This is a genomic window from Nocardiopsis prasina DSM 43845 (genome assembly GCF_000341265.1).
Classification (GTDB): domain Bacteria; phylum Actinomycetota; class Actinomycetes; order Streptosporangiales; family Streptosporangiaceae; genus Nocardiopsis; species Nocardiopsis prasina.
Genome location: NZ_ANAE01000167.1, coordinates 1 through 17647, shown reverse-complemented (window position 1 = coordinate 17647; position 17647 = coordinate 1). Strand labels below are relative to the sequence as shown.

Genomic DNA, 17647 nt, shown 5'->3' with positions numbered 1-17647 from the left:
GTGGGTCAGGCGGTTGCGGACCCCCGCCACCAGGTCGCCCAGGACGGCGCTGGCCGTGGGCGTGCCCCCGGCCCCGGCACCGTAGAACATGAGGCGACCGGCGGACTCGGCCTCGACGAACACCGCGTTGTAGGCCTCCTTGACGCTGGCCAGGGGGTGTCCGACCGGCAGCATCACCGGGTGGACGCGCACGCCCACGGACTCCCCGTCCTCCGAGCGCTGGCAGATCGCCAGGAGTTTGACGACGCAACCCATGGCTCGGGCGCTGGCGATGTCGGCGGCCGACACCGCGGTGATGCCCTCCCGGTGGACGTCGGCGGCGGTGACCCGCTGGGTGTGGAAGGCCAGCCGGGCCAGGATCGCGGCCTTGGCGGCGGCGTCGAAGCCCTCCACGTCGGCCGTGGGGTCGGCCTCCGCGTACCCGAGGGTCTGCGCCTCCTCCAGGGACTCGGTGAACCCCGAGCCCAGGGAGTCCATGCGGTCCAGCACGTAGTTCGTGGTCCCGTTGACGATGCCCAGGACCCGGTTGACCCTGTCACCGGCCAGGGAGTCGCGCAGCGGGCGCAGCAGCGGGATGGCCCCGGCCACGGACGCCTCGTAGTAGAGGTCGACCCCGGCCGCACGCGCCGCCGCGTGCAGCGTCTGGCCGTCCTCGGCGAGCAGCGCCTTGTTGGCCGTCACCACGGACTTGCCCGACTTGATCGCGGCGAGCATCAGCGAACGGGCCGGTTCGATCCCGCCGATGACCTCCACCACGACGTCGATGTCCGGGCGGGTGACCAGCGCCGTGGCGTCGGTGGTCAGCAGCGCCGGGTCGACGCCGCGGTCGCGGTCCAGCCGACGAACCGCGATGCCGCCGATCTCGATCGGCGTGCCGATCCGCGCGGCCAGTTCCTCGGACTGCTCGTTGACCAGGCGGACGACTTCCGAACCCACAACGCCGCATCCGAGCAGCGCCACCTTCATCGCCATTTGGGCGTGACTCCCACTTCTCTCGTGTCCGAACTGCCGGGCACCGGTGCGGTGCCCGCGGGGCGGACTGTTCAGCCTACGTCGAGACGGAGGAGGTCCTCCTCGTTCTCCCTGCGCACGATCACCCGTGCGTTCTCGTCCCGGACCGCCACCATGGCGGGGCGGGGCAGGTGGTTGTAGTTGCTCGCCATGGAGTAGCAGTAGGCGCCCGTGGCGGCGACCGCCACCAGGTCGCCCGGCCTCAGGTCGGCGGGCAGGTGGAGGTCGTGAACGATGATGTCACCGCTCTCGCAGTGCTTGCCGACCAGGCGGGAGAGCATCGGCTCGGCGTCGCTCTCCCGGGACACCAGCTGGCTCGTGTACTCGGAGCCGTAGAGGGCGGTGCGGATGTTGTCGCTCATCCCGCCGTCCACGCTCACGTAGGTGCGGATGCCCTCGACGTCCTTGACGGTGCCGACCTCGTACACGGTGATCCCGGCCGGACCGGCCACGGCGCGCCCGGGCTCCACGGCGATGCGCGGCATGGGCAGGCCCGCGTCCTCGCACTCACGGCGGACGATCTCGGTGAGGCTGGCCGCGATGGTGCCGGGGTCGAGCGGGTCGTCCCCGGAGGTGTAGGCGATGCCGAGTCCGCCGCCGAGGTCGAGTTCGGCGAGGGTGATACCCAGCTCCTCGTGGATCCGGGTGAGGAACCGGGTGACGCGGCGCGCGGCGACCTCGAAGCCCGACGTGTCGAAAATCTGCGAGCCGATGTGCGAGTGCAGCCCCACCAGCTCCAGGTGGTCGGCGGCCAGGACGCGGCGGACCGCCTCGCCCGCGGCGCCGGTGCTCAGCGCGAAGCCGAACTTCTGGTCGTCGTGCGCGGTGGCGACGAACTCGTGGGTGTGCGCCTCCACGCCGGTGGTGACCCGGATGAGTACCCGGGGGCGGGCGCCGGACTCGGCGGCCACCGCCTCCAGGCGGTCGATCTCGTCGAAGGAGTCCAGGATGATCCGGCCGACACCGGCCTCCACGGCGCGGCGCAGCTCGGACACCGACTTGTTGTTGCCGTGCATGGCGACGCGGTCGGTGGGGACCCCGGCGGCCAGGGCCACGGCCAGCTCGCCACCGGAGCAGACGTCGAGCTTGAGCCCCTCCTCGACCACCCAGCGGGCGACGGCCCTGGTGAGCAGGGCCTTGCCCGCGTAGTAGACGTCGGCGTCGGCGAAGGCGGTGGAGTAGGCGCGGGCGCGGGCGCGGAAGTCCTCCTCGTCCATGACGAAGAGCGGGGTGCCGTACTCGGCGGCGAGTGCGCGCACACCGACGCCGCCGACGGTGAGCTCGCCACCGGAGCGTCGCGCCGTGGCGGGCCAGATCCGCGGGTTCAGGGCGTTGAGGTCCTCCGGCGGCAGCGGCGGGTTCTCCTCCGGCAGGACCTCCGCGTGGCGGGATCCGGCGGGGTGGGCGTAGCGGCTCATGGCGGTCTTTCGGCTGGGACTGCGGTACGTCTGGGCGGTGCTGTGTTCGGCGCGGGGGAGGTTCCGGGCGGGCCGGGGCGGTCGCTCCGCCCCATTGTCCACCAAGCCGATCGGAACACAGGGGTTGGGCTGGCCCCACCGGGTTCGCGGCCGCGGGTGTCTACAGCCTTGTGGGCGCTGACACCCCGAGCAGGAAGAGGCCGGTGCCGACCACACCGGCGACGGCGGCGGGCAGCGCGGGGTCGAGCGCGGCCCGGGTCGGTTCCGGTTTCGTGGCCGGTTCGGCTCCGGCGGTGGAACCGGTCCGCCATTCATCGTAGGCACTGGTCAGCGCCTCCAGGTATCTCACCAGGATATGGGGTTCCTCTCGACGCGCCGCCGTGTCCAGGACGCTGGGGCCGTCGAAGAGGAGTCCGCGCACCTTCGCGTCGTTCTCGTGGTGGCAGCGCGCCCGCGTGGTCGTCCGCCCCGTGGCGGCCGGCTGCTCCGCCGCTCGCTGGTCCGCCGCCCAACGCGTGCTGCTCAGCGCGTGCGCGTGGGCGTAGCGGAGCCGGAAGGCGGGGTTGGCGTCGGTGAGCCGGGCCCAGGATCCGGGGTTGTCCGCGGAGGGCAGCACCGGCAGGTCGCGGCCGGTGGTCTCGTTCTCCCGGGGGCGTTCGGGGACCGAGCGGCAGAACGCGACCCGGGCGCTGGCCTCTCCGATCCGGCCGAGCGCGCGGCCCGAGGGGGTGAACAGGGCGGACTGGTCGGTGTCCAGGTAGCGGTCGCGCCAGGAGACCTCGCCCCCGGGGCCGGGCGGAGGCGGGCTCTCGCCCACGGCCATGGCGATGCGGGCCCGGGCGTCGGCGCGGGCGTAACGGCGGGCCTGGGCGAGGGGTCCGGCCTCGTGCAGATCCGAGTGGGGCCACTCCCCCGCCCCGGTCCAGGCCCGGCCGGTGAGGTAGCGGGGGCCGTCCGCCGCGGCCTGGAGCAGGCTCTGGCGCTGTTCGCAGGTGAAGGTGAAGTTGGCGAAGCCGCGCTGGTCCGTGTGGACGTGCGCGAACCCCGCGTCGGGTTCGCCCTCCTCGGCCATGGCCGCGATCCGGGCGACGATGCGTCCGGACACCGTGAGCCGGTGGGAGTCCTCACGGCCCCGGGGGAGCCCGTCGCGGAGGCGACCGACCAGGCGGGGCGCCAGGGCGATCGCGGCGTCGGCGCCCTCGTCCGCGTGGTCGGCGCGCGGCCACACGAAGGGGACGTCGGCGTCGCCGAGTCCGAAGGCACCCACGGCGGCCCTCCGGACGAGCGTCTCCAGTTGGAGCGGGGTCACGCCGCTCCCCCGATCCCGCCGTCGCCCTCCCCGAGGAGCGCCCGGATCAGGTCGACCAGCTCGTCGGGGTCGAAGGGCTTGGTCAGGTATTCGTCGACACCGATCCGCTCCCCGCGTCTGCGGTCGTCCGTCTGCGCGCGGGCGGTCACCATGACGATGCGGCGCGTGAAGCCGTCCGACCGCAGCCGCTCGACCGTGGACCAGCCGTCGAGGCGGGGCATCATCACGTCCATGGTGATGACGTCCGGCTCGACGTGGCCGACCCGGTCCAGGCAGTCCTGACCGTCCATGGCGGTGAACACCTCGAACCCCTCCAGTTCGAGGTTGAGGCGGATGAGTTCGCGGATGACCTCGTCGTCCTCGACGACGAGAACCCGTGCGGGAAGGGCGTTCACGCCCGTGACACTACCGCCGCCGAGCGTGGCCGCACCACTGGAATCCAGTATCCGCGAGGGGTCGGCGGCGGGCCCGGCGCTCGGGTGGCCAACCATCCCGGAACCCCTGCTACAGTTGTTCTCGCAGCAGCGCGCCCCCTTAGCTCAGGGGATAGAGCACCGGCCTCCGGAGCCGGGTGCGGAGGTTCGAATCCTCCAGGGGGCACAGCTAAGGAAGACCGGCGGAGACCACGTCCCGCCGGTCTTTCGCGTTTCCCGGGCCGCGACGGCCCCTCGGGGCCATCGCACCGGCCCTCACGCCGGACGCTCACACCCGGGCGGCGATCAGCGGCCAGGAACCGTCGACCACCGCTTCGGGGTTCCGGCGGCGCAGGTACTCCTGGAAGCTGGCGGACTGCTCCCCCTTCCACTTGACCTGCGCGGCGTGCAGCTCCTCCGCTGAGTACGCGGCGATCTCCGGGTGGGTGGCCGCGATCCGCCAGGCCAGGCGTGCGGCGGCCAGGGCGTCGGCGGCCGCCCCGTGCGCCTCCTCCTGGGCGAGGGGGACCTCGTAGTGCGCGCAGACGTCGACCAGCTTGCGGGAGCCGCGCCGGAAGGTGTCCACCTGTTTGTCGAGGACCAACGGGTCCACCACCAGCGGCTGGGCGGTCAGGGGCCGGTCGGGGCGGTGGAGCGCGAGTTCGCGGTCCAGGAGGGTGAGGTCGTAGGGGGCGTTGTAGACCACCACGGGTACCCCGTCGGAGACGACCTCCTCCAGGGCGGCGGCGATCTCGTTGACCACCTCGGCGGCCGGGCGCCCCTGGGCACGCGCGTGTTCGGTGGTGACGCCGTGGATCTCGGTGGCCTCCTGCGGGATCTCGATACCGGGGTCGGCCAGCCAGGTGGTGACGTCCTTGGTCCTGCGGGTGGGGTCGATACGCCACAGTGCCGCGGTGACGATCCGGTCGCCCTCCACGTCCAGGCCGGTGGTCTCGACGTCGAAGGCGGCCATGGGCCGGGTGTGCCAGGGGGTGTTCACGTGTCTCCTCGTGTGCTCGGTTCGGTGCCGTGGGGCGGGTTGGTGTGTTCGGTGAGCGCGGTGACGCAGGCGCGGATCGCCGGGGTCTCGGCGTCGGCCCGCCACACCGCCTTGATCGTCCTTCGCAGGGGCGGGTCGGTGGGCAGGAACAGGACCCCCTCCGGTGCGGTGCGGCGGCCGAGGTCGGGGACGAGCGCCATGGCCAGCCCGGCGGCCACCAGTTCCAGCTGGGAGGGGATCTCGGCGAGCGTGTACCTGATGTCGGGTTCGACGCCCCGGGACCGCAAGGCCTGGAGGATCGCCTCGTAGGGCTCGGTGCCCGCCGGACAGCTGGCCCAGGGCAGGCCGCCGGGTTCCGCCAGCGCGGCGAGGTAGACCGGCTCCGGTTCGGCTCGGGGGTGGCCCGTCGGGAGCGCGAGGCACACCCGTTCGTCCAGGAGCTCCACCGTGCGCACTCCGGCGGGCAGCGCGACCGGGCGGCTGGACCAGCTCTCGGCCAGGACCAGGTCGAGTTCCCCGCGCAGGAGCGGGGGGACCAGGGAGACCACCTCGCCGTCGCGGACCGTGGGGACCAGGCGGGGGTGTTCTGCGAGCAGGTCGGACAGGGCGCCGGGAAGCAGGTTGCGCACGGCGCTTCCCACACCGCCCAGGCGCAGGGGGCCGAGGATCTGTCGGTCGAGGGCGGCGAGGTCGGTCTGTGCCTCGCTGACCTGGGCCAGCACCCGGTCCGCGTGTGCGGCCAGGACCCGGCCGGCGTGGGTGAGCCGCACGGTGCGGCCGTCGGGTTCGAGCAGACGCTGCCCGGCCTCCCGCTCCAGTTTGGCGAGCTGCTGGGACATGCCCGAGGGGGTGACGTGCAGGACCCTGGCCGCACGCGCGATCGAGCCGTGGGTGCGTACGGCGGCCAGTGCCGTGAGTCGTTCCAAGCTGAACACCTAAGCAACACTACCGATTACCAGCGACAAATCATCGCTTTTGTTTCAGGGTCGGAGGCGGCAACCTGGTCCTGGGCTCGCACGTGGCGGGCCGGGCGGCGACGGAGGGGGCGCGGAACCGGTGTCGGGAACGGACACGAGACGGACAGAGCGGGGGTCGGTCCTGGACCGGGCCAACCCCGTGGTCCTGGCGATCGCGGGATCGGCCACCACCTCGGCCACGGGTGTGTTCGTGAAGCTGTCCGGCGCCAACACCGGGACGGCGGCCTTCCTGCGGTGCGCGCTGGCGCTGTTCGTTCTGGTCCCGATGGCGCTGGTGGAGCTCCGCCGGGTGGGACCGCGGGCGCTGCGCCTGGTGGGGCTGGACCTGGCGGCGGGGCTGCTGCTGGGTGTGGACTACGTGCTCTGGGTGGCGAGCATCCGGCACGTCGGCGCGGGGATGGCGACCGTCCTGCTCAACGTCCAGGTGGTGGTCTTCCCGCTGCTGGCGTGGGTGTTCCTGGGCGACCGCGCGCCTCTGCGGTTCCTGCTGGCGGTGCCGCTGATGCTGGTCGGGGTGGCCCTCACCGCCGGGGTGGTCGGTCCGGGAGCGGGCGCCGTCGCCGAGGGTGATCCGTGGCTCGGTCTGGCCTACGGCTGCGCGGCCGGGGTGACCTACGCGGGCTACCTCTTCCTGTCCCGGCTCGGCGGCGGCCAGGGGCACACCGTGACCCCGGTGTGCGTCTCCACCACCGCGGCCGCGCTGGCCGCCGGTGTGCTGGGCGCACTGTGGAGCGGGATCGACCTGGCTTCACTGGACACCATGGCGTGGGTGTGGCTGGCGCTGCTGGCGCTGACCGGGCAGGTGCTGACCTGGCTGCTGGTGGGGTCGGCCCTGCCCAGGTTGGCCGCGAGCACCGGCGCGGCGATCCTGGTGCTGCCGCCGGTGCTCGCGGTGGCCATGGGCGCGGTCTTCCTGGGTGAGCGGGTCACGCCCGTCCAGTTGGGCGGCTGCGTGCTGGTGGTGCTGGCGATCTGGCTGTCCCAGCGCCAGCGGCGCTGAGCGCGGGCCAGGGTCGTTCGACCGGCTGCCGAGTATCGACCCGTCCCCGGGTCGAGACGGCCCGGGACACCCCGAGCGAAGCCGCCCGCACCACCGGGCCCGCCCCGCTCGCGGGGCCCTGCGCGGACTCGCACCGGAATCCGGCTCTCCCCCGTCGACTGACCGGGACGCCGTGTCACGGCTCCCCGCCCTGGTGGGCGGCGAACGCGTCCATTAGCGTCGGGGCATGAAGTTTCTGGTACGTGAACGCGTGTTCGACATCGGCGACGACTTCTGGGTGACGGACGAACAGGGCACCAAGGTGTTCTGGGTGGACGGCAAGGCCCTGAGGTTGCGCACCACCTTCGAGCTCAAGGATCCCAAGGGCGAGGTCCTCATGGTGATCCGCAAGAAGCTCTTCAAGGTCCGCGACCAGATGAGCGTGGAGCACGACGGCTCGACCGTCGCCACCGTCCGCAAGCGGCTCTTCAACCCGGTCCGGGACAAGCTCAACGTCGAGATCAAGGGCGGCGAGGACTGGGAGGTGATCGGGAGCTTCTTCGACAAGGAGTACTCGATCAGTGACAAGGAGGGCACCGTCGCGGTCGTGTCGCGCAAGTGGTTCCGGATGCGCGACACCTACGCCGTGGACGTCAACACCCACCGGCGCGACCTCGCCGGGGACCCCGCCCTGGTGATCGCGGTCGCCGTCGCGGTGGACGCCCTCACCAACGACGACGGTGACCACGACTGACCCCCGCCCCCGGTTCCGGTAGCCAGCTGTAGTGCCCGACCCCCGCAGATACCCCAGACTGGTGCGAGTCGGCGGATCGACGCCGACACGGAACCTGGCTGAGGAGCACGGAATGCGGAAGGTGTGGGATCGGCCGTTGCGGGCGTGCGGCCGCCTGCTGGCGGCGCTGGTCTTCGGGATGCTGACCCTCGTGATGGCGCCCCTGACCCTGGTGGTGGCTCTGGCGCTCCCGTTCAGCGGGGTGGGGACGTTCCTGGCGTCCCGGTGGGTGCGGCTGGTGACGCGTTGGGCCGACTGGAACCGGCTGCGTGCCGCACGGTGGCTGGGGGTCGACGTCCCCGACCTGCCGCGACCGCCCGACCACGGCTTCCGCGCGCTGGTGGGCGCGCCCGCCACCCACCGGGTGCTCCTGTGGATGCCGCTGTTCTCGGTGGTGAGCATCCTGCTCGGATGTCTGGCCCTGATCGGCCCCGGCATGCTGGTCAACACCGTCGACTCACTCCTGTGGTGGGCGTACCCGGCCGGGTTCCAGCCCGAGCAGCTCGGGTATCCGGTGGACGGCTGGGGGGTCGCCCTGCCCACCGCCGCCCTCCAGTTCGCGGTCGGCCTGGCGATCCTGCGATGGGCGACGGTGCCGATGTGCGACGCGCACGCCCGGATGTGCGTCCGCTCCCTGGCTCCCTCCGAGCAGGAGGTGCTCGCCCACCGCGTGGACGAGCTCCAGCGGACGCGCGCCGGGGTGGTGGACGCGCACGGCGCGGAACTGCGACGGATCGAACGCGACCTGCACGACGGTACCCAGGCCCGGCTGGTGGCGATCGCCATGCAGCTGGGCGTGGCGAAGGAGGCCGCCTCGGACCCCGCGGTCGCCGCACTGCTCGAACAGGCGCACACGGGAACCGAGGAGGCCATGACCGAGCTCCGCGACGTCATCCGGGGCATCTACCCGCCCATCCTCGCCGACCGGGGCCTGCCGGGCGCCCTCACCGCGCTGGCCGGGCGGACCACCCTGCCGGTGCGGCTGGATGTGACCGACCCGGGCACCCTGCCTGTGGCGGTGGAGACCGCCGCCTACTACGCGGTCACCGAGTCGGTCACCAACGCGGTCCGGCACAGCGGCGCGGAGACGATCTCCGTGCGCCTGGCCCGGGAGGACGACCTGTTGAGGGTCGAGGTGTCCGACGACGGGCACGGCGGCGTGGACGAGTCGGCGGGGAGCGGAGTCCGTGGGCTGCGCCGCAGAGCGGCCGCCCTGGACGGGAACGTGACCGTGCACAGCCCCGCCGGGGGACCGACGACGCTCAGGGTGGAACTGCCGTGCGGATCGTGATCGCCGAGGACAACGTGCTGTTGTCCGAGGGCCTCAAGCTGCTGTTGTCCACCCGGGGTCACGAGGTGGCCGCGGTGGCCGAGGACGTGCCCGCCTTCGCGGCGGCCGTGGACCGGCACCGCCCCGACCTCGCTCTGGTGGACGTGCGCCTGCCACCGAGCTTCCGCGACGAGGGCATCCACGCCGCCATCGCGGCTCGCGCCGCCCACCCGGGGCTGCCCGTCCTGGTGCTGTCCCAGTACGTCGAGCGCGACTACGCGGGCGAGCTGCTCTCCGACGGCCAGGGCGGGGTGGGCTACCTGCTCAAGGACCGGGTGGGCCGGGTGAGCGAGTTCGTGGAGGCCCTGGACCGGGTCGCCGGGGGCGGCACCGTGATGGACCCGACCGTCGTGCGGCAGCTGCTCACCTCGCGCAGGCGGGACCCGCTGGAGACCCTGACCGCCCGGGAGCGCGAGGTCCTGGCCCTCATGGCGGAGGGGCACGACAACGGCGAGATCGCGGCGCGGCTGGTGGTCACCACGAACGCGGTCCACAAGCACATCGGCAACATCTTCCACAAGCTCGACCTGGCGCCCACGGACAGCGGCCACCGCAGGGTGCGGGCGGTCCTGGCCTACCTGAGCCGCCGCGCCTGAGTTGCCGCGCCTGAGCCGCCGCCTGGGTCGCCGGGGGCCCGCGGGCGGGTCGGGGCGAACGTCGCGGTGGGCTTGCGGGGTCAGGAGACCCGGGCCCCGGCCCGGTCCTCGCGCGCGCCGCGACGGTTGAGCAGGGCTCCGGCGACCGCCGCGGTGAAGAACATCAGCACGCCGTACACCGCCGAGGGGATGGCGATCTCGGTGCTGTTCAGGACGGTCACGGCGATGGTGAGCGACAGCGTGGTGTTGTGCAGGCCGATCTCCATGCAGGAGGCGACGGCCTCGGGGCGCTCGGTGCCCACCAGGCGGGGCGCCCAGTAGCCGGTCGCGAGGCTGACCACGTTGAAGACCAGGACCATCAGGCCGACCGAGAGGATGTACTCCGGCAGGTTGGCCCACTCGGCGGCGATGGCCCCGACGATGACCGCGACCAGCACGAGGATGGAACCGAGCTTGACCGGCTTCTCCATGCGCTCCGCGAAGGTGGTCAGCTTCGCGCGGATGAGCATGCCGACGGCGACCGGGACGAGGATGACCGCGAAGACCTGGACCATCTTGTCGGTCTGGAGACCGATGGACCCGCCCTCGGTGAAGTAGCCGAGCGAGAACCCGGTGATCAGCGGCAGCGTCACCAGCGCGGTGAGCGAGTTGATCGCGGTCAGCGAGATGTTGAGCGCGACGTTGCCCTTGAACAGGTAGCTGTACAGGCTCGCCGTGGTGCCGCCCGGGGACGCGGCCATCATCATCATGCCCACCGCCAGCAGGGGCGAGAGGTCGAAGCGGGTGACGAACACCAGGACCAGACCGAAGCAGAAGAGCGGCAGCAGGAGGATCTGGCAGCCCAGGACCAGGACGATGGTCCAGGGCATGGAGAGAAGTCGGGTGAAGTCCCGGACGGTCAGGGAGAGTCCCAGGCCGAGCATGATGATGCAGAGGGCGACCGGCAGGCCGATCGTCGTGAGCGCGGAGTCCATGGGGGGGGCACCTTGGGGGGAGGGCCGCCGGGGGCGGCGGGGGACGGTCGGGGTGGTCGCGTGACCGGGGCGCACCGGAACGGCACGAATCAGTGACCTGCGCCACAAGCTACCTACAAGTAGGAAATAGTGGCACGCGTCGCCCCGACTGACAAGACCAGCTCCCCCTCCGCGCCAGGTCAGGCGGCGGGCCAGGAGCTCCCGGTCATGTCGTAGGCCAGGTGGAACCAGACCTTGCGGATACTGGGGTGCCCGTTGTCCCCCCACGTGGTGGCGAAGCTGTCGATCAGCGCCAGCCCCCGACCGTCCTCGGCGGTGAGGCGTTCCTCGGGGGGCGACGCGAACAGCTGACCCCCCTCGTCTCTCAGCACGTTGACGGGGGTCCCGTTGTCCCTGCACGTGACCGTCAGCCCGTTCGGCCCCCGGTCCACCCGGATCACGAAGCTCTGGCCCGGCTCCCCCGACCTGCTGTGCCGGATCGCGTTGGTGGCGAGCTCGGCGCCGAGCAGGGTGAGGACGTACTGGTAGTCCGAGTCCCGACCGGCGGCGCAGGTGTCCAGAAAGGCGCGGACCATGGGCACGCTGACGGGCTCACCCGCGAACTCCCAGCGCCGTTTGGTGAACGGGACCGGGACACGCCCGTTGAAGTAGTGCCGGTACTCGTCCGGGACCCTCGCGAGAACACCGTCCTCGTTCCTGATGAGGGTGGGCACGGCAACGAGCGTGGGCATGACTGACTCCTTCGGCGGGGCGGCTCAGTGGACGGGCGCGCCGGAACGGGGGCGGCTGCGGGAGTGTCCGAGGGGGGAGGGGGAGGGCTCGAACCGGTATGACCTTACGCGATCACATCGTCGCGGAACAGGGGAGCCGGGTGTGGTGAGTTCCCGAATTCGCCGCATCCGTTCCCTTTTTCTCACTCCGCCCGGGCCAGCGCCGCCTTGGCCGAGCCCTCCGCGCGCTCCCGGTCGCTGTCGACAAGGGCCAGCCTGCTGCGGCGTTCCAGCAGGTCCCCGACGTTCAGAGCTCCCTCGTGTCGCACGCCGAAGCGCAGCTCGGCGGGGGTGATGCCACGGGCGACGGGTGTCAGCGCCGCCGGATCCCCTCCGGCCTCGGCGATCACGTCGAGTGCCTCGGTTCCGTACCGGGCCACCAGGTGGCGCGGAGCGTCCAACGCGTCGAGCTCCTCGTGGGACGCGGCGCCCACGAGCGGGACCGCGCGGGTNGGCACTCGGGGGGGGGGGGTGCCCCGCCACGAGCGCGTCGACGGTCTCCTCCGCCATCGCGCGGTAGGTGGTGAGCTTGCCGCCGACCACCGTCACCGTCCCGTTGGGCGCGACCGAGACGGAGTGCTCGCGGGAGAGGTTGGCGCTGGTGTCGTCACCCTGGAGCAGCGGCCGCAGCCCCGCGAAGGAACCGATGACGTCCGACCTGGTCAGCTTGGTCCTCAGGGCCCGGTTGAACTGGGCGAGCAGGAAGTCCACGTCCTCCTCGGGGACCTCGGGGACCCGGGCGGCGGGGCCGTCCACGGGTTCGTCGGTGAGCCCGGCGAAGACCCGGCCGTCGGGCTGGGGCAGCGCGAACACGAACCGGCTCACGCTCCCCTCAAGCGGGACGGTGAGCGCGGCCGTCGGGTGGCCGAGGCTCGCCCCGTCCAGGACCAGGTGGGTTCCCCTGCTGGGGCTGAGCCGGATGCCGGGGTCGAGGGCGTCGGCGTGCACACCGGTCGCGTTCACCACCCCGCGCGCCCGGACCGGGATGATCCGGTCGGTGAGCTCGTCACGCAGGACCACCCCGTCCGCGCTGACGCTCTCGGCGGAGCAACGGGTGATGATCCGGGCGCCCTCACGGGCGGCGGTGCGGGCGATGCCCACGACCAGGCGTGCGTCGTCGACCAGCTGGCCGTCGAAGGACAGGATGCCGCCGAGCAGCCCCTCCGTCCGCACTCCGGGCAGGAGGCGGGTGGTCTGGCGGGCGTTCAGGAGGCGGGGGGCGCGCAGCACCGAGGACGGGGTCCCCGAGAGTACGCGCAGGAGGTCGCCCAGGCCCATCCCCGCGCGGACGAACAGGGGGCGGGCCAGGCCGGACCCCCGGAAGACGGGCACCACCATGGGCATGGGTCGGACCAGGTGGGGCGCGGTGACGCGCATGAGGACGTCGCGTTCGCGGGCGCTCTCGTAGGCGATGCCGACCTGCCCCTTGGCGAGGTAGCGCAGCCCTCCGTGGACCAGTTTGGAGCTCCAGCGGCTGGTGCCGAACGCCAGGTCCTCGCGTTCGACGAGCACTGTGGACAGGCCGCGCGAGGCGGCGTCCAGGGCCACTCCCGCGCCGGTGACTCCCCCGCCGACCACCAGGACGTCCACCTCGGGACGCGCCTCCAGCTCGGCGAGGTCGGCGGCGCGCCGGGCGGCGTTCAGGGATGCGGACCGGGTGTGCTGCTGCTGACGCATCGGGGCGTCCTTTCCGATGAGGTGGGCCGGGGAGCAGGGGCCGTGAACGGTGGGTCAGGGCCTCAGGTAGCCGTCCAGCATCGTGGACAGTTCCTCGACCAGACCGTCGTGGTCGAGGACTTCGGCAAGGAGGCGGTGGGAGGTCACGGTGTTCTGCACGGTGACCATGAACAGGTGGGCGAGGACGGCGGGGTCTCCCCCGCGCACCGAGCCGTCGGACTGCCCCTCGGCGACGACCGGTTCGAGGAGTTCGAGCGCGGCCAGGTGGCTGCTGCCGAGCCGGTGGAAGGTGTAGGTGGCCAGGAGTTCGGGTTCGGTGTCCACGATGCGGGTGACCAGCGGGTGGGCGAGCATCGCGCGGGCGACCCTGGCCGCGTGCCGGACCAGTTGCGCGCGGATGCTCTCCGTGCCGCCCGTCCTGTCGGTCACGCGGGCACCCACCTCCTCGGCGACGAGGATGCGCCGGAGCTCGCGGGTGAGCAGGTCCGCGACCAGGGCGGTCACGTCGGGCCAGCGCCGGTAGACGGTGGGCCGGCTGACGCCCGCGCGCCGGGCCACGTCCGTCAGGGTGGTGCGGCGGACGCCGAAGGCCTCGACGCAGGCACGGGCCGCGTCGAGGATGTCGTCCTCTACGTTACGTTTTGACGCCATGTGTAAAACTGTAGAGCATGACCCACGATGCTCGCACTGAACACGCCCCAGTCAGCCTCGCCGACACCGTCGACACCGCTCCGGACATGAACTGGTACGCCTGGGGCGACCCCGCCAAGGCCAAGGAGCTCGAACCCGGGCTGCGCGAACTCGTCTCCCAGGTGTTGCGCGCCGAAACCAGGGACATGCCCCCGGTGGCCGCGGAGGACGTGGAACTGCCCGTCTCCCGCCTGGACGGCCCGCTGACCGCGAGGTTCACCGAGGTCCTCGGGGCCGAGCACGTCATCGTGGACGACGCCGCCCGCCTGGTCCACGCGGGCGGCAAGAGCACCCCGGACCTGCTCGCCCGCCGAGCCGGGCGTGCCCCCGCCCCCGACGCCGTGCTCTACCCCGCCGACCACGACGAGGTGGAGCGGGTCCTGGCGCTCTGCTCGGCCGAACGCGTGGCCGTGGTGCCCTTCGGCGGCGGCACCAGCGTGGTGGGCGGGGTCTCCCCCCTCGACGGCGGCTTCCGCGCGGTCGTCACCCTCGACCTGCGCCGCCTGAACCGGCTGGTCTCCCTGGACGCCGCGTCCCTGACCGCAGTCCTCGGCGCGGGGGTGCGCACCCCGCACGCCGAAGCGATGCTGGCCGAGCACGGGCTCACCCTCGGGCACGTGCCGCAGAGCTACGAGTACGCGACCATCGGCGGATACGCCGCCACGCGCTCCAGCGGGCAGGCCTCCGCCGGGTACGGGCGGTTCGAGGACATGGTGGTGGGCCTGCGGGTCGCCACCCCGCGCGGCACCCTGGACGCCGGCGGCGCCCCGGCCTCCGCCGCCGGCCCCGACCTGCGCCGTCTGTTCGTGGGTTCGGAGGGCACGCTGGGCGTGATCACCGAGGTGGCCCTCCGCGTCCGTCCGAGGCCGAAGCGGGTCCTGGACGAGGCCTGGTCCTTCCCCGACTACGCCACCGGGGTGGACGCGCTGCGCATGCTCGCCCAGTCGGACACCCGGCCCACCATGGCGCGGCTGTCCGACGAGACCGAGACCTTCGTGAACGCGGCCCTCGGAGGGCGCGAGGCCGTCCCCGGCTGCCAGGCCGTGCTGGGCTTCGAGGGCGGCGACCCCGAGGTCGAGGCGCGCGCGGCCGTGGTCCGGGAGGTCATGGAGGCCGCGGGCGGCACCCCGCTCGGCCCGGACCCGGTGGCGCACTGGCGCGAGACCCGCTTCCACGCGCCGTACCTGCGCGACACCCTGCTGTCGGCGGGGATCCTGGCGGAGACCCTGGAGACCGCCGCGTCCTGGAGCGACCTGCTGCCCCTGTATACAGCCGTGGTGGGCGCCCTGACCGGTGCCCTGGACGACGACGAGAGCGGGGCCGTGGTGCAGTGCCACGTCTCGCACACCTACGCCACCGGCGCCTCCCTCTACTTCACCGTGGCCACGGGGGCGGGCGAGGACCCCGCCACGCGCTGGGACCGTGCCAAGCGGGCGGCCTCGGACGCGATCGTGGCCAACGGCGGCACCATCACGCACCACCACGCCGTGGGCACCGACCACCGTCCGTGGATGGAGGCGGAACTCGGCCCGCTGGGCGGCGAGGTGCTGCGCGCGGTGAAGTCGGCGCTGGACCCGGAGGGCGTGCTCAATCCGGGCAAGCTCATTCCGGAGGCCTGAGCGGACGGCGGGGGGAGAAGGGGGCACGGACTCCGAGAGGGTCCGCGCCCGGCCGCGCGGTCAGGTGGCCGGTTCCGCCTCCCGGGAGACCTGCCGGTACAGCTGCTCGGAGAGCCGCTCCACGTAGTCGAGGGTCTCCGCCTCGTCGTAGTGGCCGTAGAGGTTGTGGCCGCCCCAGACGCGAAGGTTGGCAGTGACGAAGTCGAAGTTGGCCAAGGCGGCCCGGTCGGCGCTGCCCGAGTCCTCCAGGATCGCGACGGTCCCCGCGTCCCCAACCCTGGTCTCGCGCCAGTCGAGCACGTCCCGGCCCAGTTCCTCGTCGAAGGCACCGCCGTCCTCCCAGGTCAGACGACGTTCCTGCACCAGTTCGACGACGAACTCGTTGAGTTCGCGGGCGGCCTGCGCGTCCTGCGGGTGGGGTTCGAACAACCAGACGGTGAGCCACAGCGGTTCGCGGTCGTCGCGGTCGCTCACCTGGCAGGACAGGAGACCGAGCACCTCGGGGTCCCCTCCCCCGGCGTCTTCGCGTCCGCCCTGGAGGTCCCGGTACTGCCCGGTCGCCCTCGGGCTCCGGACGCCGGGGATCTCGTCGGTGATCTCGCGCGGCAGCACGGTCCCGCACCCCGGCAGGGAGGCGTAGGGGCCGCTGCCTCCGGAGAGGGACGCCACCACCACCCCCGTGGACACCAGGAGCAGGGCGACCGTCCCGATGCCGCCCAGGATCGGCCCCCACCTCCGACGGGGTCCCCCGCCCGGTCGGGGATGGCCGGGACCGGTGGGCCGGGGCCCCGACGGCGGTTGGCCGGGTGGGCCCGGCTGCCCCGGAAACGGAGGCTGCCCCGGGTGGCCCGGAAACGGAGGCTGCCACGCCTGCCCCGGCTGCCCCGGGTGGCCCGGGAACGGCTGCTGACCGGGCTGCCCCGGGAACGGAGGCTGCCCCGGCTGCCCGGGGAACGGAGGCTGCCCCGGCTGCCCGGGGAACGGAGGCTGCCCGGGCGTCCCGGGGAAGGGGCCGGGCGAGCCGTGGGAGCCCGGTACGCCGTAGGGACCGTGTGGGGGCGGGGGCTGTCCCATGGAAGTGCCTCGTGATCCGTGTCACTGGAAGACAGGTGTCTTCGGAAGGGGTGCGTAACCCCCTCACTTCTACCCGGCACCGGCCCCGCGCACCCGGTCACGGGCGCCGTCTGTCCGCTCCCGGCCACTCCGGAACGGCGCGCTCCGCCCCCGCACCCGTCCCGTGCGGGGTCGGAGCGGACCGCCTACTTCTCGGCCGACCGCTTGAACTGGCGGGCGAGGTCGCCGCTGACCGACTCGACGGAGTTGAACAGGTCCTGCACCTCACGAGCGTTCTCGGTGTCGCTGACCACGATGCCGCCCGCGATGTTGTCCGTGACGAACGCGCCCATGGCGAAGCCGTAGGTGTCACCGCCGCCCTCAGCGGTCGTGGCCACCGCGACACCCTGGTCACCGACCGACGTGTAGTTCCACAGAACCTGCCCCGTCGTGCCGTACCCGGGGTCCATGTCCGAGATCTCGCCGGGTTCGGCGGGCTCGTCCAGGAAGTCCTCGGTCACCTCCTCCTCGGTGAAGACCTCTTCCACCTCCTGGAGGGCCACCCCGTCCTCGGGGTCGAAAAGCTCCGCGTAGACCTCGACGCTGACACCGTTCGCCTCACCCGAGCACGACAGGGTGCCGTACGAGTCGCCGATGCTGTTGGACTCCGGGTCGAACTCACCGGACAGCGAGGGGACGGACCCCTCGAAGACGGGGCTCAGGACGTCGCTGTCGAAGGCGTCGGCGCAGTTGTCGGGCATGGACGTGTACACCGAACTGGAGTTGACCGCGATCAGGACCCCACCGATGGCCGCGACGAGCACCACGGCGCCGACCGCCGCGCCGACGATCAGACCGGTCTTCTTCTTGGGAGCACCCTGCGGGCCGTGGCCGGGCGGGTACTGCCCGGAGGCGCCGTACGGGGGGAACTGGCCGGGAGGACCCTGCGGAGGTTGCTGACCGAAACCCGCGGGCGGCCCCTGGGGCGGCTGCTGTCCGTATCCGGGCGGCGGGCCCTGCGGGGGGAACTGGCCAGGA

General features: G+C 72.6%; 16 protein-coding genes, 1 tRNA gene and 1 pseudogene. 6 read left to right on the top strand and 12 right to left on the bottom strand.

Annotation, left to right across the window (positions count from 1 at the left end; genetic code table 11):
• The 4 genes from D452_RS0120760 to D452_RS0120745 form a co-directional block, all read right to left on the bottom strand.
• A partial coding sequence (locus D452_RS0120760) for a homoserine dehydrogenase (RefSeq protein ID WP_017546065.1) occupies positions 1-972 on the bottom strand: 972 nt, incomplete at its 3' end.
• A 71-nt stretch (positions 973-1043) separates the two neighbouring features.
• Complete coding sequence (gene lysA / locus D452_RS0120755) at positions 1044-2429, bottom strand: diaminopimelate decarboxylase (RefSeq protein WP_017546064.1); 1386 nt, start codon at positions 2427-2429, stop codon at positions 1044-1046.
• A gap of 160 nt (positions 2430-2589) precedes the next feature.
• Positions 2590-3738, bottom strand: coding sequence for a DALR anticodon-binding domain-containing protein (locus tag D452_RS0120750; RefSeq protein WP_017546063.1), 1149 nt, complete (start codon positions 3736-3738; stop codon positions 2590-2592).
• On the bottom strand, positions 3735-4133 hold the full coding sequence (locus D452_RS0120745) for a response regulator transcription factor (protein WP_017546062.1): 399 nt from the start codon (positions 4131-4133) through the stop codon (positions 3735-3737). Before D452_RS0120745 ends, D452_RS0120750 begins: the two co-directional genes overlap by 4 nt.
• A 133-nt stretch (positions 4134-4266) precedes the next feature.
• On the opposite strand from D452_RS0120745, the gene D452_RS0120740 reads away from it, so the two are divergent.
• A tRNA-Arg gene (locus tag D452_RS0120740) sits at positions 4267-4338 on the top strand.
• Positions 4339-4440: 102 nt separating this feature from the next.
• On the opposite strand, the gene D452_RS0120735 is transcribed toward D452_RS0120740, so the two are convergent.
• Positions 4441-5151 carry an exonuclease domain-containing protein gene (locus D452_RS0120735; protein ID WP_017546061.1) on the bottom strand — a complete coding sequence of 237 codons (711 nt, stop codon included), beginning with the start codon at positions 5149-5151 and terminating at the stop codon, positions 4441-4443.
• Positions 5148-6086 (bottom strand): LysR family transcriptional regulator, encoded by a 939-nt coding sequence (locus D452_RS0120730; protein ID WP_017546060.1) that lies wholly within the window; start codon positions 6084-6086, stop codon positions 5148-5150. Before D452_RS0120730 ends, D452_RS0120735 begins: the two co-directional genes overlap by 4 nt.
• Positions 6087-6207: 121 nt before the next feature.
• Here D452_RS0120730 and D452_RS0120725 point away from each other — a divergent pair, with 121 nt between their 5' ends.
• The 4 genes from D452_RS0120725 to D452_RS0120710 all read left to right on the top strand — a co-directional run bounded on the left by D452_RS0120725 (position 6208) and on the right by D452_RS0120710 (position 9826).
• Positions 6208-7128, top strand: a complete 921-nt coding sequence (locus D452_RS0120725; RefSeq protein ID WP_017546059.1) for a DMT family transporter — start codon at positions 6208-6210, stop codon at positions 7126-7128.
• Positions 7129-7354: 226 nt separating this feature from the next.
• Positions 7355-7861: an LURP-one-related/scramblase family protein gene (locus D452_RS0120720; RefSeq protein ID WP_017546058.1), complete on the top strand. Its 507-nt coding sequence runs from the start codon at positions 7355-7357 to the stop codon at positions 7859-7861.
• A gap of 112 nt (positions 7862-7973) precedes the next feature.
• Positions 7974-9191, top strand: a complete 1218-nt coding sequence (locus tag D452_RS0120715; RefSeq protein ID WP_017546057.1) for a sensor histidine kinase — start codon at positions 7974-7976, stop codon at positions 9189-9191.
• A complete protein-coding gene (locus tag D452_RS0120710) occupies positions 9179-9826 on the top strand; it encodes a LuxR C-terminal-related transcriptional regulator (protein ID WP_017546056.1) in 648 nt (215 codons plus the stop codon). The genes D452_RS0120715 and D452_RS0120710 overlap by 13 nt, the downstream gene beginning before the upstream one ends.
• A gap of 80 nt (positions 9827-9906) precedes the next feature.
• Here the strand turns inward: D452_RS0120710 and D452_RS0120705 are convergent, their stop codons facing one another.
• The 4 genes and pseudogenes from D452_RS0120705 to D452_RS0120690 form a co-directional block, all read right to left on the bottom strand.
• Complete coding sequence (locus D452_RS0120705; RefSeq protein WP_017546055.1) at positions 9907-10800, bottom strand: bile acid:sodium symporter family protein; 894 nt, start codon at positions 10798-10800, stop codon at positions 9907-9909.
• Positions 10801-10979: 179 nt separating this feature from the next.
• On the bottom strand, positions 10980-11531 hold the full coding sequence (locus tag D452_RS0120700; protein ID WP_017546054.1) for an ATP-binding protein: 552 nt from the start codon (positions 11529-11531) through the stop codon (positions 10980-10982).
• 182 nt (positions 11532-11713) lie between these two features.
• Positions 11714-13247, bottom strand: a pseudogene (locus D452_RS28730) (glycerol-3-phosphate dehydrogenase/oxidase).
• Between the two features lie 54 nt (positions 13248-13301).
• A complete protein-coding gene (locus D452_RS0120690) occupies positions 13302-13898 on the bottom strand; it encodes a TetR/AcrR family transcriptional regulator (protein WP_017546053.1) in 597 nt (198 codons plus the stop codon).
• 17 nt (positions 13899-13915) lie between these two features.
• On the opposite strand from D452_RS0120690, the gene D452_RS0120685 reads away from it, so the two are divergent.
• Positions 13916-15556 carry an FAD-binding oxidoreductase gene (locus tag D452_RS0120685; RefSeq protein WP_017546052.1) on the top strand — a complete coding sequence of 547 codons (1641 nt, stop codon included), beginning with the start codon at positions 13916-13918 and terminating at the stop codon, positions 15554-15556.
• A gap of 60 nt (positions 15557-15616) precedes the next feature.
• Here D452_RS0120685 and D452_RS28725 read toward each other — a convergent pair whose 3' ends face one another.
• Positions 15617-16243 (bottom strand): hypothetical protein, encoded by a 627-nt coding sequence (locus tag D452_RS28725; RefSeq protein WP_017546051.1) that lies wholly within the window; start codon positions 16241-16243, stop codon positions 15617-15619.
• 572 nt (positions 16244-16815) lie between these two features.
• A partial coding sequence (locus D452_RS0120675) for a hypothetical protein (RefSeq protein ID WP_239646428.1) occupies positions 16816-17647 on the bottom strand: 832 nt, incomplete at its 5' end.